Raw genomic sequence first — 12759 nt, forward strand, 5'->3', positions numbered from 1 at the left:
ACCGTGACCTCATGGCCGCCCCCTCTAAGGTCGACATGCAGCCGCTGCGTCAGGCTATTGAAGGAATGCGACCAGGAGGAGAATGCGCTTCGTGAACCTCAACAGATCCGTGGCAGCTGCTCGCCCGACAGCCAGTCGACAATTCGTCCGCCGCCAAAACTCGTTGTCATCTGCACGAAGTGATGATCGTCGGCCACTGCCTCGCCCACATCCGCCGAATCACGGCCAAGCGGATGCGCTTTCATGGCGGCAAGCACTCCCTCCGTGACATCGGGTGACACGATCGCGACAAGCTTGCCTTCATTGGCCACATAGAGGGGATCGAGCCCGAGCAGTTCGCAGGCCGCAGCAACGGCCGGCTTCACCGGGATCGTATCTTCCTGGAGGCGGAAGCCGACGCCCGACTGATAGGCGATCTCGTTGAGCGTCGCGGCGAGCCCTCCGCGGGTGGGATCGCGCATCAGGCGGATACCCTTGCCGCCAGCCGCCACCATCTTCGCCACAAGATCATGCAAGGACGCGGAATCCGAGACGATCGCGGTTTCGAACGCGAGATTCTGCCGTTTGGACATGATGGCGACTCCATGATCGCCGAGCGTGCCGGAGATCAGGACGCGATCACCGACGCGGGCTTTCTCGGCGGAGAGGTGCAACCCGTCTGGCACGACGCCAACGCCGGCTGTCGAGATAAAGAGGCCGTCGGCCTTGCCGCGCTCGACTACCTTGGTATCACCCGTGATGATGTAAACGCCCGCCGTTCGCGCTGCCTCGCCCATGGAATCGGCTATCATCTTCAGATCGGCAAAGCGAAAGCCCTCCTCGATGATGAAGCTTGCAGACAGATAGAGCGGCCGCGCGCCCGCCATGGCGATGTCATTGACCGTGCCGTGCACCGAGAGCGAACCGATATTGCCGCCGGGAAAGAACAGCGGCGAGATCACGTAACCGTCGGTCGTCATCACCATGCGCCCGCCGTTGACGTCGAATGCCGACTGGTCGTTGCCGCGCGCCAGCCATTCATTGCCGAAGGCCTCGTGGAACAGGCCGGAGATGAGCTGCGACATCGCCCGGCCGCCGGAGCCGTGGGAGAGGTCGACGCAGCCATCCCTGATGTCGAGCTTGTGCTGATAGGCCTTCATGACGCCTGCCTCTGCTGATGGTCGCGGAAGCGGCCGTAAGTCCAGTGGGCGGCACATGCGCCTTCGGAGGAGACCATGCAGGATCCCATCGGGTTCTCCGGCGTGCACACCGTACCGAACAGCTTGCAGTCGACCGGCTTCTTTACCCCACGCAGAATTGCACCGCATTCGCAGGCTGGATTGTCGGCGACGCGAAGCTCATTCATGCCAAAACGTATCTCGGCATCAAAATCGACGTAAGCACGCTTCACCTTCAGTGCGCTATATGGCACGAGCCCAAGGCCGCGCCATTCGAATTGATCGCGCAACTCGAAGATATCCGAAATTTTCTCCTTGGCGCGCAGATTGCCCTCGCGCGTAACCGCGCGGCTATACTGGTTCTCCACCTCGTGCCGGTGTTCGTTGACCTGCCGCACCAGCATCAGGATTGCCTGCATCATGTCGAGCGGCTCGAAGCCCGAGATCACCACCGGCTTGCCGAACTCTTCGGCGAAGAACTCGTAGGGCTCGGTGCCGACGATGGTCGAGACATGGGCCGGACCGACGAAGCCGTCGATCTCGACACGACCGATGCTACGAATGTCGGGGCTCTCCAGAATGTTCTGCATGGCCGGCGGCGTCAGCACGTGATTGCAGAACACGCTGAAGTTTCCGAGCCGCTTCTTCTCCGCAAGCCGGATCATGACGGCGGTCGGCGGTGTCGTGGTTTCGAAGCCGATGGCAAAGAAGACGACCTCCCGCTCCGAATTCTGCTCCGCGATCCGGATTGCATCGATCGTGGAGTAGACCATGCGAATGTCGCCGCCACGCGCCTTCGCCTTCAACAGCGAGGCGCCTTGCGAGCCGGGTACCCTCATCAGATCGCCGTAGACGCAAAGGATCACGTCAGGTCGCTCGGCGAGCCGGATCGCCATATCGATCCGCCCCGCCGGCAGCACGCAGACGGGGCAGCCGGGCCCGTGGATCATCCGCACGTTCTTCGGCAGCATGTCTTCCAGGCCGTAGCGCGAGATCGCATGGGTGTGACCGCCGCAGAACTCCATGAAACGATACGGCCGTTGCGGATCGGCTTCGGAGCGGATCGCTTTCGCCAACCCTAGCGCGATTTCCTTGTCGCGAAACTCGTCGGCATATTTCAATGCACGGCCCCCTGCCCTTCGATGCTGAGCTCGCGTAGCAGCTCGAACGTGCGTCGAGCTTCCTCGGGATCAATCTTGGTGAGGGCATAGCCGACATGGATGATCACATAATCGCCGACGGCGAGGTTCTCGATCAGCGCCACGGAAATCTCCTTGCTAACCCCGTCGATGGAAACAACGGCCATCTCATCAGCGAGAAGTCTTGTGACTTCAGCAGGTATGGCGAGACACATCAGGCGTTTCCTTCAAATCCTTGTTGTTCCGCAACTGTCTGGGCGGCAATCCAGGCTTGGCCAAGACTCAGGCCGCCATCGTTCGGCGGCACCTGGCGCGGCAGCAGGGCATTGAGCCCGACCGAGCGACAGCCGCGCAACACCTCTTCGCTGAGAACGGCATTGAGGAAGCAGCCGCCGCTCAAGACGACTGTGGTGTGACCCGTCTGTCGCGCCGCACGCTCGATCCAGTCGATGCAGGCCGCCGCCAGCGTTCCATGAAACAACCCCGCGCCTGCGTTCGCATCAGTCGCATCCGCCAGAAGCCGTAAGAGCGGAAGCAGGGACAGGACGCCTTGCGCCAGGGTCCAGCCGCCCTCGGCCACCTGCGGGCGGCGAACGCGCGCCTCCAGTTTCATCGCAGCCTCGCCTTTGTAGCTCTGGCGCGTCGAGATCCCAAGCAATCCGGCGGCCGCATCGAACAGCCGGCCGGCGCTGGTGGTCGTGGGCAGGTCGGACCGTTCAAGCAATGCCGCCACCCCCGCAGCCCGCGGCTGCTCTGCAAAGCGACGACCAATCTCTTCGCTGCGACCCAAGGCCTGCAAAGCGCTCGCCGCCATCCGCCAGGGCTCGCGCGAAGCGCGATCGCCGCCCGCCATCTTCAAGGGCGTGAGGTGCCCGATCCGGCGGAAGCGCCCCCCATCGCATAGCAGCAGCTCGCCCCCCCAGTTGCCGCCGTCGTCGCCATAACCGAAGCCATCGAGCACCAGCGCGATCGCCGGCCGGTCAATGCCGTGCTCCACCATCACCGACGCCGCATGCGCATGATGATGTTGAACCGCGATCAGGCTGCGGCGCGTCGCATCGGCAAAGCGGGTCGAAGCCATGTTGGGGTGGAGATCATGCGCCACGACGACCGGCTCCACATCGAGCGTCGCGATCAGGTGCTCGATCGTCTCCTCGAAGAAGCGGACGCCTTCGGCGGTATCGAGATCCCCGATATGTTGCGAGACAAAGGCTTCGTCACCTCGCGTGAGCGTGACGGTTGTCTTCAGTGCGCCGCCGACCGCGAGCACGGACGGCACCGGCCGTGGCAGCCGAATCGGGTCGGGGACGTAGCCGCGGGCCCGCCGGATGAACCGGGGATGCCCGGCGACGACCGAAACCACGGAATCATCGGCGCGTGTGATGATGTCGCGATCATGGGTCACGATCAGGTCGGCAATGCCCGCCAGCCGCCGCTCCGCCTCGTCATTGTCGATCACCAGCGGCTCGCCGCCTGGATTGGCACTCGTCACGACAATGACCCAGCGACTGCCGTCCGGGCGCGGATGCGTCGAGGCCAGTGCGTGGAACAGCAGATGATGGAGCGGCGCGACGGGCAGCATCACGCCGATCCGCGACAGATCCGGCGCAATCGCGGATGCGAGACTCTGACGGGACTTCATCAGCACGATCGGCCGCGGCGTCGATTCCAACAAAGCCGACTCGGTCGCCTGGGCTGCGGCGATCTCATCGACCACGTCCCTGGAGCCGACCATGACGGCGAACGGCTTCTGATCCCGCTGCTTTCTCTGCCGCAGCCGCCGCACGACGTCATCGTCACGGGCATCGCACAGGAGCTGGTAGCCACCGAGCCCCTTGATCGCGACGATCCTGCCCGCGGCAAGGGCGGCCGCGATCTCGCTCATCCGATGGCTGAGGCGTGGGCCACATTGCGGGCAGGCAATCGCCTCGGCATGGAAGCGGCGGCTTGCGGGATCGGCATATTCGGCGGCGCAGGCTGCGCACATCGCGAACTGCTTCATCGCCGTGGTGCTGCGATCATAGGGCAGCCGTTCGGCGATGGTGTAGCGCGGACCGCAATGGGTGCAGTTGACGAAGGGATAGAGGTAAAACCGGCTGTTCGGGTCGAACAATTCGTTCAGGCACTGCGGACAGGTCGCAGCATCCGCGACGATCCGCGTCGACACCCTGCCCTGTTCGCTGGGGCGGATGCAGAATTCCGCGCTCGCGACGGCGCCGATTGGCTGCACCGAGATCTCGTCAATCCTTGCCAGCGGTGGTTTTTCCAGCGGTAGCGCGGTAACGAAATCGGCCGCATGGTCGCCCTCGATCTCGATCACCACACCATGGGGATCGTTTGCAACGAAACCGCCGAGTCGGTAGCGCGTGGCGAGGCCATAGACGTAGGGACGAAAACCCACGCCCTGCACGGCGCCGCGCACGTGCAGGCGCAACCTTCGTCTCTCGCGTGCGGTGGCTTCGCCGTCCATGATCATGCCGATGCGGCTATCGCGGCCGATTTCTGCGCGGCCCGCTTGCGGATCCAGGCGTAGAATGCCGCAAATCCCTCCCCAGTGCGCGCCGATACCATCAGGACCTCGATGTTCGGATTGACTCGCCGGGCATATTCGACCGTCCTGGCAAGATCGAAATCGAGCACGGGAGCAAGATCGATCTTGTTGATCAGCATCAGCGAGGACGCTGCAAACATGTCCGGATATTTCAGCGGCTTGTCCTCACCCTCCGTGGTCGAGAACACCACGATCTTGCAGGCCTCGCCGAGATCGAAAGCTGCCGGACACACCAGATTGCCGACATTCTCGATGAACAGGATGCCACCATTGAGCCAAGGCAGCCGCTCGTAGGCCTCGCCGACCATGGCGGCGTCGAGATGGCACCCCTTGCCGGTGTTGATCTGGACTGCCGGCGCGCCCGTCGCGCGGATCCGCTCGGCATCGTTCGAAGTCTGCTGATCGCCCTCGATCACGCCGACCGGATAGGCGTCCTTTAGCTCGGACACGGCGCGAACGAGCAGCGAGGTCTTCCCGGCACCGGGGCTCGACACCAGATTGAGGGCGAGCACGTTGTCGGCGCGAAAACATGCGCGGTTCTCGGCGGCAAGCCGGTTGTTCTTGCCGAGAATATCGCGCTCGACCAGGATGATGCGATCGCTGCTCATGCCTGCGATCACCTGCCCGGCCGGATTGGCGCTGCAATCGACCAGCCCGAGATCCCCGGGCTCGTGGTCGTGGCGATGGTCACGCGCATCGTGATGGTGGTGGTGATGGTGCCCGCCATGGCCATGTTGGTGATCGTGATGCGCATGATCATGCCCATGATGATGATCATGCATGTGCTCGATCATGGGCTTGCCGTCGCCGCAACCGCATACTGTGCACATCAGTCGACCTCCAATTCCCTCACGCGCATCTCTTGCCCGCCGGTGACCTGCAATTGATAGCTGCCGCAGGCGGGACATGGCTCATATCGCTGCTTGATCTCGGCGCTTGTCGAGCAGGCCATGCACCAGGCGGTTCCCGGCGTCTCGATGATCTCCAGCCTCGCGCCTCGCGCAATGGTGCTCGCCGCGACGGCTTCGAAGCAGAACGTCATCGCTTCGGGCGCAACGTGGCTCAGCGCGCCGATCTCAAGGCACACTGCGCGCACCCTCGAGAATGCGCGCTTTCGCGCCTCCTCCTCGACGATCTCGATGATGCCCTCGCAAAGCGCCATCTCATGCATGGCCAACCTCGCGGAAGCCGAGGCTGACGCCGACGCAGGGATCAAAGCAATCGACCAGCGCGCGAACAGCATCCCGGCCCTGTCGGCCGGGGCCAAGTTCGGAGCCGCGCAGGCTGCGCACGAGCGGCCCACGCGCATGGAAGTTCCACTCCGTCGGCGCGAGGAATTCGAACCGTGCGATGCGATCGCCGTCGATCTCGACGACGTGATAGAGCCGGCCGCGTGCACATTCTACGGCGGCCGCGCCTCTGCCGCGTCCAAGCCAGTAGCTCGCGACGACGCCGTCGTCGGCTGCCGTTTCGTCCGTCTCGAGCCGCGTGCAGAGCAGCGCCACCTCTGCGCTCCGCGCCTTCAAGCGGTCCGCGGGCCCGGCGACCAACGGCGATGCCGGCGCATGCCTGCCCTGGCGTGCCCAGACGCCCGTCTCGGGTATTTGACCATCGAGATCAGGCGCATCGGAGAATGCCGGACCGTCGGCCAGAAGACGCAGGACGACATCGAGATCGTCGGCGGCAGATAGGAAGGATTGTTCGACCGCGGGCAACAACAATGCATCGCCATCGAGCCCCGAAAGATGCGCCGCCAGTACGCTTCCAGGCCCGGTTTGCTGCGCTCCACCCGCGATCCCAAGCGCCGTGAGCGCTTCCCTGATCTGCGACACCGCCTCACGGCGCTCGGCAAGCCCGCCGCCGAGGACGGTCGTTGCTCTCATCAAGGCGCGAACGGCCGCAGCGCTGCCGCCTCCCAGCGAGCGTCCGACGAAGAAGCCGCGCAACAATTCGGTCAGGCGCTCGGCGATGAGGGCGTCGATGCGCGCCTTCAGGACCTCGGAAGCAACGGTCTCGTCCCGCGCCGCTTCGACCGCCGACAGGAAGGCCACCTCATGGGCCGCGGAGCACAACGAGAACAGCCGCGGCAAGACCGAGGGCAGCGACGAGACAGGCTTGCCGGCAAACAGACGCGCCAATGGCGGGCGGCTCCGCGGCAGAATCGCGACATCGGCGATCGTGCTGCCGGACAACAGCACCGTGACGTCGATTTCGTTCCGGAACGCCAGGCTCATTCCCGCCGCTCCGTCAGAACACCGCGCAGGAAGTTACGTCGATCGATCGGGCTTGTCGCGAGCTCGCGGCGCCGGACCGCCTCCTCGCTGTCCGCCGGCAGCATCAGTTCGGCGAGCGCTGCCTCGGCCGTAGCCCGCGCGGCGGCCATGTCCGAGAACCGAAACATCGGCGAAAACAGCGAGCAGCTCGCGATGCGGCCCATCTGTGCGATCTCGCTCAGCGTGAACTCGATATCACCCGCCGAGAAGTGGATACGCACTGTCGACGCTTGCGCTTCCTGCGCCATCGCGCTCGCCGGCATGACCACGTTCATGAACCAGGGTGTGAGCATGATGCCGACGATCGTGCCGCTGAACGGGCGGAAACCGACCGCCTCGACGCCGAGCGCATCGTTGTAGATCGGCACATCGCGCATCGCGCGCTCGCCAATCTCGCGGTAGGCGCCGGCAAGGAGCTTCCCCCACGCCGCCGCGTCGGTGTTCTCGCCAGCACCGTGCGCGCGCCCCGTCATGATTCGAGCACGATGAACTTGGATTTCGGGGCGTCGCAATTCGGACAGTGCCACTCATCAGGCAGCGCCGTGAAGGGCGTGCCGGGCGCGATCTGTGCCACCTCATCGCCGTCCGCCGGGTCATACACCGTCCAGCAGATCCCGCATTCCAACCGCGTGACGTCGGCAACGTTCGCGCGCACACCAAAATTCTCAAATCCGCTCATTTGAAATAGGCCTCGATGATTTCCTGCAGCCGCTCGGCGGAGTCCTCGAAATCCTCATCTGCAGCAAGCGCAACGCGCGGCACGCCGCCGACTTCCAGCGTATCGAGGATGATGGTGTCCATGGCGTTGAAGAACTGCACCGACCAGACATTGCGGATGCCCGTCGATTGCACCCGGCAGGTGCCGTATCCCCGCGAAACCAGCTGGATCGGCGCGTTCCCGATCGTCTCCCGAAGAAAACCCATATCGACCGGACTCATCGGCAGCAGTGTGAAATTGATGATCTGCGAGCGGATGCCCGGCCGCCAGGCGAGCGCCCGTTCGCGGAGTTCGGCAAGCACCGGCAGCACGTTCATGGCGCCTTCCGGCGTCTGCCCGATCTCGAAATCCGAAGCGGTCAGGTCGGCGGCCGCGCGCTTGACGATCTCAGGGACTGCACCAACCTCGAGATATTCGTGGTTGGCACCGGTCTCGAGCCGCAGGCGCCAGATCCCGGCCAGCACCGATTCCTGGATCTGCATCAGCGAGCCGTCCGGCAACGCAACCACGCCTGCAACCTCGCCCTCGCCGAGCACGTCGGCGATCAGCTTGCGTTCGAGATCGTTGAGGTTGCCGAGCCGGAACAGTTGCGTCGGCGCATCCGCCTTTTGGCTTGCGATCACCGCCGCCACCATCGAGAGCAATTCGATCGCGTTCGGGCAGCTCTTGGCCAATTCCGCGCTGTCGAGCTCTGCAAGTTTTGCCAGGGCACCGGCTGCGGCCAAGCTGCCGTTCGATGCATTGAGACTTTCCTCGCCGATCGCAAACACATTAATCGGCTGTGCGGCGCCTTCCGGCGCGGTCCAGAAACCGGCTTTCATAGTTCGACACCCTCCGAGCGATGGGAAGGAATGATAGTCGCCGCCACGGCAGCGCACGCGCCACGCGGACGATCGATCAGCTCGCCGATACGATCGACATAGACTGACCAGTCTTGAATTTTGGCGATCAGCCCCAGCGTCTCGCCGCGGGCGACAAAGACCAGTGTCGGCTGAACGCGCACGCCGAAACGCTTGCCGAGCTCGCTATCGGCATCGTGCGCGATCACCGCGCCACGCAGTCTTCCAGCGAATGCGTCGATCAGCTCCGGCAGGACGACCGCAACGTCAATCGCCTCCGGAAACCGCGCTGGGTCCCCGGCTGAGAGCAGCACCGCGAATGCGCCTGCTTCGTCGGTCCCGTTCAGAAAACGATCGACGGTGGTAGCATCTACCTCCGGCAAACCTCGTCGTGCCAGATCATGCCTTCCCTGCTGGAATTCCATCAAACCTCCCCTAACAAGCTTGTGATCCTGCCCGCAATACGAGCCAGCAAGACACATGCCAGGATCTGATAGGACCTTTTCCCTCCTATCTAGCAGCTGCCCGCCCCGAGCACCGGGCGCGCCCGGTCGTGGGGCATGGGCGCTTCGGACCTCGCTGCATTCAATCGAGCCGGAGGTGTTCCGGCAACTGCGGCTCGCGGTCGATGAGATCGGCAAAGAAGCGGCCGGACTCCTCGCCTTCGAGCGCGGCTTCCAGGCCCGCGATCGCGCTGGCAATCAGGCGCGCCTCGTCCTCATCCAGAAGCCGGATCGCGGTGTCGATATAGACCAGCACAAAGGCGCCGACCGGCGGGTTGGAAAGCAAGAGCATCGAAACGCGCCGCTGCTCGCCGCGAAACTCGCAGAGCGCCGAGACTCCTTCGGTCTCCACGATCGTCATCGGCAAGCCAAGGCACATTTCGCGTCTCCGGCGCGCGCCGGATCAAGCCGGACGCGCCCTCATTTCATGATGAAGATGGTCGATATCGTTGGCGAGCAATCGCTCTGATTCCGGCAACGACGCCGTTCGCGGAGCCGCCTTCACCCCCCACTCAGCGAGGATGTCGACGGCAAGCCCGATGGCAGGATTGATCTGGTCGCGCACTGGGGTGGTCAGCGGGCCGCCCCAGTCTTCAAGATCGAGCGGCTGACAGCCGATCAGCACGAGATGCTTCGGACACCGCCCGAGCAGGTCGGCCGCGCTGATGACCTCCTGGAAGCCGGTTTGATGCAGACTCATCTTCTTGGCGCCAGTGAAACGTGGCACCTCCTCGTCGCGAACGACCTTCAACTGGCCCGGCTCCAAGCCATAATCGATGGCGTCGAACACGATCAGGCGCTCCGCTTCCTCCAGATAGTTCACGAGGTAGAGCCCCTGCGTACCGCCGTCGAGGATGGTGACATTGTCCGGCACAGCGTAACGGCGGTGGAACTCCTCCACCGCGCGCACGCCAAACCCTTCATCGGCCCAGAGGATATTGCCGATACCGAGCACCAGGATGCGGTCTGCCTGCGATGACGTCGGCATCGGCTTGTTTCCCACCATCAATCCCGGAATTGCCGCTCACCGGAGATCATCGACGAAATGATGCTCTGGCGTGACATGATGTCTTCGCGGACCGCCGCGTAGATGTGCACTGTCGCGAACACGACCAGCGCCCACATGCCGATATGGTGCCACGTGTGCACGTCCTGGCTGTTCGGCCAGATCGCAAAGACCCAGCCGAACAGCTTATGCTGCCAGCTGTCGATGCCGGTGCCCTCCGAATAAAGCGCAAATCCGGTGACGATCATGAACGCCACGAACAACGTGAATCCCACGAACATCGCGATTTGGGCCAGAGGGTTGTGGCCGACATACATCTTCGGCTCGTGCTCCAGGAACGCGTACCAGCGGATTTCGTGCAGCACCTCCTTCCAGAACTGCCTGCGATGCACAGGAATGTAGAATATCTGCCGGGAGTGGTGGTTGCCGACGAAGGCCCACAGGATGCGGACGAGGAAGAACACCGCGAGCACCTGTCCCGCCGCGAAATGGGCAAAGCGGACATAGCCCATCACGAAGTTCGCCGACGCCTCGCCTTCCACCGTCGGCAACGGCGTCCCGATGAAGTAGCCGGAGACCATCAGGACGATGATCGAGAACGCATTCACCCAGTGGCAGATGCGAACCGGCGCTTCGTAGACATAGACGGTCGGACGCCCCACTGCGTGCTCGCCGGAACCATCGGTCGCGATCGCGGCAAGGTCCCGTTCGGGCTCTGCAGGGCGCGCAACTGCATCCATCATGGCAGCCTCCTACCTGACCTTGACCTTGGCGAGTTCCTGGCCGTCCGGACTCATGACGTGCGTCGAGCAGGCCAGGCATGGGTCGAACGAATGGATGGTGCGCAGGATCTCCAAGGGCTGCTCGGGATTGACCATCGGCGTGTTCATCAACGACGCCTCGAACGCGCCGATATTTCCCTTGGGATCGCGCGGCGAGCCGTTCCAGGTGGTCGGCACCACGCACTGATAGTTGTCGATCTTGGTGTCCTTGATCCTGATCCAGTGCGCGAGCGCGCCACGTGGCGCCTCGGTGAAGCCAAAGCCCTTGGCTTCCTTCGGCCAGCTTTCCGGCTTCCACTTGTCGACATTCGCGGTCGAGCTGTCGCCAGCCTTGATGTTGGCGACGAGCTTGTCCTCGAAATAGCGCATCTGGCGCCCGGCCCAGACTGACTCCATCGCACGCGCCGCAGTGCGGCCGAGCGTCGAGAACAGCGCCGACAGCGGCAGGTCCAGATCCTTCAGGAACTTGTCGACCGGATCCTTGAATTCGGACTTGTTCTGTGCGTAACCGACCACCCAGCGTGCCAGCGGACCAACTTCCATGGCATGCCCGCGCCAGCGGGGCGCCTTGATCCACGAATACTTGCCGCCCTCGTCGAGCTGCTCGATCGCCGTCCTGGTGCCTTTTGCGTTCGGTCCCAGCACATAGTTCGGCTCCGTCACGCCGTCCCAGGGATGCAGACCCTTGGTCTCGTCGGGATACTTGTACCAGGAGTGAACCACGAACTCCTGGATCTCGTCGGGATTGGCGTGGTCGACCGGAAATACCTCAGAGAGATTGCCGTTAATGATGGCGCCGCGCGGCAGCTTCAGGCTTTCGGAGGAGGAGTCGTTGGCGTGTTCCGGGACATCTCCGTAGGAGAGCACGCTTTGACCTGATAGACCGCCGCCATAGAGCCAGTCCTTGTAGAACGACCCGATCGCCGCCACGTCAGGTAGGTACACCTGCTCGTTGAACTCGATGAGCTGATCGATGATCGAGGAGATCAGGTTCAACCGCTCCATGTTGATGGCGCCGACCGCACCGGTGCCGTCAACGTTGATCGGACACGGCACGCCGCCGACGAGCCAATTCGGATGCGGGTTCTTGCCGCCGAAGATGGTGTGGATCTTGACGATCTCCTTCTGGAAATCGAGCGCTTCAAGATAGTGCGCCACCGCCATCAGATTGGCTTCCGGCGGTAGCTTATAGGCCTTGCTGCCCCAATAGCCGTTCTTGAAGGGCCCCAATTGTCCGGACTCGACGAATTTCTTCAGGCGGGTCTGCAAGTTCTTGAAGTAGCCCGGCGACGATAGCGGCCAGCTCGAGATCGATTGCGCGAGCGTCGAGGTTGCCCGCGGATCTGCTGAGAGTGCAGATACTACGTCGACCCAGTCCAGCACATGCAAGTGATAGAAATGGACGACATGGTCTTGCACCTGAAGCGCAAGCTGCATCAGGTTGCGGATCGAGTTGGCGTTCTCTGGAATCGTGATGCCGAGCGCGTTCTCGACCGCACGCACCGACGTCAAGGCGTGCGTGCCGGTGCAGACGCCGCAGATCCGCTCGGTGAATGCCCAGGCGTCGCGCGGATCGCGGTTCTTCAGGATCACTTCGATTCCGCGCCACATCGTGCCGGTCGAGACCGCGTTTCGGATGACGTTGTCGGCGTCGACATTGACCTCGACCCGCATGTGCCCTTCGATACGGGTGACCGGGTCGACGACGATGCGCTTGCCGGAGTTGTCGAGATTGAAGCCGTTGGGAGTCTGGACACTCATAGTTATTCCTACCCTGAGATGATTGGGCGC

The 12759-nt window shown here is 63.3% G+C and carries 15 protein-coding genes; all 15 read right to left on the minus strand.

Annotation, left to right across the window (positions count from 1 at the left end; translation table 11 throughout):
• Positions 1–98: 98 nt before the first annotated feature.
• Complete coding sequence (gene hypE, locus K289_RS0127295; protein WP_027554420.1) at positions 99–1139, minus strand: hydrogenase expression/formation protein HypE; 1041 nt, start codon at positions 1137–1139, stop codon at positions 99–101.
• Positions 1136–2278 carry a hydrogenase formation protein HypD gene (gene hypD, locus K289_RS0127300; protein WP_027554421.1) on the minus strand — a complete coding sequence of 381 codons (1143 nt, stop codon included), beginning with the start codon at positions 2276–2278 and terminating at the stop codon, positions 1136–1138. The genes hypE and hypD overlap by 4 nt, the downstream gene beginning before the upstream one ends.
• Positions 2275–2511, minus strand: a complete 237-nt coding sequence (locus K289_RS0127305) for a HypC/HybG/HupF family hydrogenase formation chaperone (RefSeq protein WP_027554422.1) — start codon at positions 2509–2511, stop codon at positions 2275–2277. The genes hypD and K289_RS0127305 overlap by 4 nt, the downstream gene beginning before the upstream one ends.
• Complete coding sequence (gene hypF, locus K289_RS0127310; protein WP_027554423.1) at positions 2511–4772, minus strand: carbamoyltransferase HypF; 2262 nt, start codon at positions 4770–4772, stop codon at positions 2511–2513. The genes K289_RS0127305 and hypF overlap by 1 nt, the downstream gene beginning before the upstream one ends.
• On the minus strand, positions 4769–5677 hold the full coding sequence (hypB, locus tag K289_RS0127315) for a hydrogenase nickel incorporation protein HypB (RefSeq protein ID WP_027554424.1): 909 nt from the start codon (positions 5675–5677) through the stop codon (positions 4769–4771). The genes hypF and hypB overlap by 4 nt, the downstream gene beginning before the upstream one ends.
• Positions 5677–6018 (minus strand): hydrogenase maturation nickel metallochaperone HypA, encoded by a 342-nt coding sequence (gene hypA / locus K289_RS0127320; RefSeq protein WP_027554425.1) that lies wholly within the window; start codon positions 6016–6018, stop codon positions 5677–5679. Before hypA ends, hypB begins: the two co-directional genes overlap by 1 nt.
• Positions 6011–7081 carry a nickel-dependent hydrogenase large subunit gene (locus K289_RS0127325; RefSeq protein ID WP_027554426.1) on the minus strand — a complete coding sequence of 357 codons (1071 nt, stop codon included), beginning with the start codon at positions 7079–7081 and terminating at the stop codon, positions 6011–6013. Before K289_RS0127325 ends, hypA begins: the two co-directional genes overlap by 8 nt.
• Positions 7078–7593: a [NiFe]-hydrogenase assembly chaperone HybE gene (gene hybE, locus K289_RS0127330; RefSeq protein ID WP_027554427.1), complete on the minus strand. Its 516-nt coding sequence runs from the start codon at positions 7591–7593 to the stop codon at positions 7078–7080. Before hybE ends, K289_RS0127325 begins: the two co-directional genes overlap by 4 nt.
• Entirely contained in the window at positions 7590–7799 is a 210-nt protein-coding gene (locus K289_RS0127335; protein WP_027554428.1) for a rubredoxin, read from the minus strand. Before K289_RS0127335 ends, hybE begins: the two co-directional genes overlap by 4 nt.
• Entirely contained in the window at positions 7796–8659 is an 864-nt protein-coding gene (locus K289_RS0127340) for a hydrogenase expression/formation protein (RefSeq protein ID WP_027554429.1), read from the minus strand. Before K289_RS0127340 ends, K289_RS0127335 begins: the two co-directional genes overlap by 4 nt.
• Positions 8656–9102 carry a hydrogenase accessory protein gene (locus K289_RS0127345; RefSeq protein WP_027554430.1) on the minus strand — a complete coding sequence of 149 codons (447 nt, stop codon included), beginning with the start codon at positions 9100–9102 and terminating at the stop codon, positions 8656–8658. Before K289_RS0127345 ends, K289_RS0127340 begins: the two co-directional genes overlap by 4 nt.
• Positions 9103–9262: 160 nt before the next feature.
• Positions 9263–9559, minus strand: coding sequence for a HypC/HybG/HupF family hydrogenase formation chaperone (locus tag K289_RS0127350; RefSeq protein WP_027554431.1), 297 nt, complete (start codon positions 9557–9559; stop codon positions 9263–9265).
• Positions 9560–9583: 24 nt separating this feature from the next.
• Complete coding sequence (locus K289_RS0127355; RefSeq protein WP_027554432.1) at positions 9584–10168, minus strand: HyaD/HybD family hydrogenase maturation endopeptidase; 585 nt, start codon at positions 10166–10168, stop codon at positions 9584–9586.
• A gap of 17 nt (positions 10169–10185) precedes the next feature.
• Entirely contained in the window at positions 10186–10929 is a 744-nt protein-coding gene (gene cybH, locus K289_RS0127360) for a Ni/Fe-hydrogenase, b-type cytochrome subunit (RefSeq protein ID WP_027554433.1), read from the minus strand.
• A 9-nt stretch (positions 10930–10938) separates the two neighbouring features.
• On the minus strand, positions 10939–12729 hold the full coding sequence (locus K289_RS0127365) for a nickel-dependent hydrogenase large subunit (RefSeq protein WP_027554434.1): 1791 nt from the start codon (positions 12727–12729) through the stop codon (positions 10939–10941).
• Positions 12730–12759: the final 30 nt, after the last annotated feature.

The sequence above is a fragment of the Bradyrhizobium sp. Cp5.3 genome (assembly GCF_000426265.1).
Classification (GTDB): Bacteria; Pseudomonadota; Alphaproteobacteria; order Rhizobiales; family Xanthobacteraceae; genus Bradyrhizobium; species Bradyrhizobium neotropicale.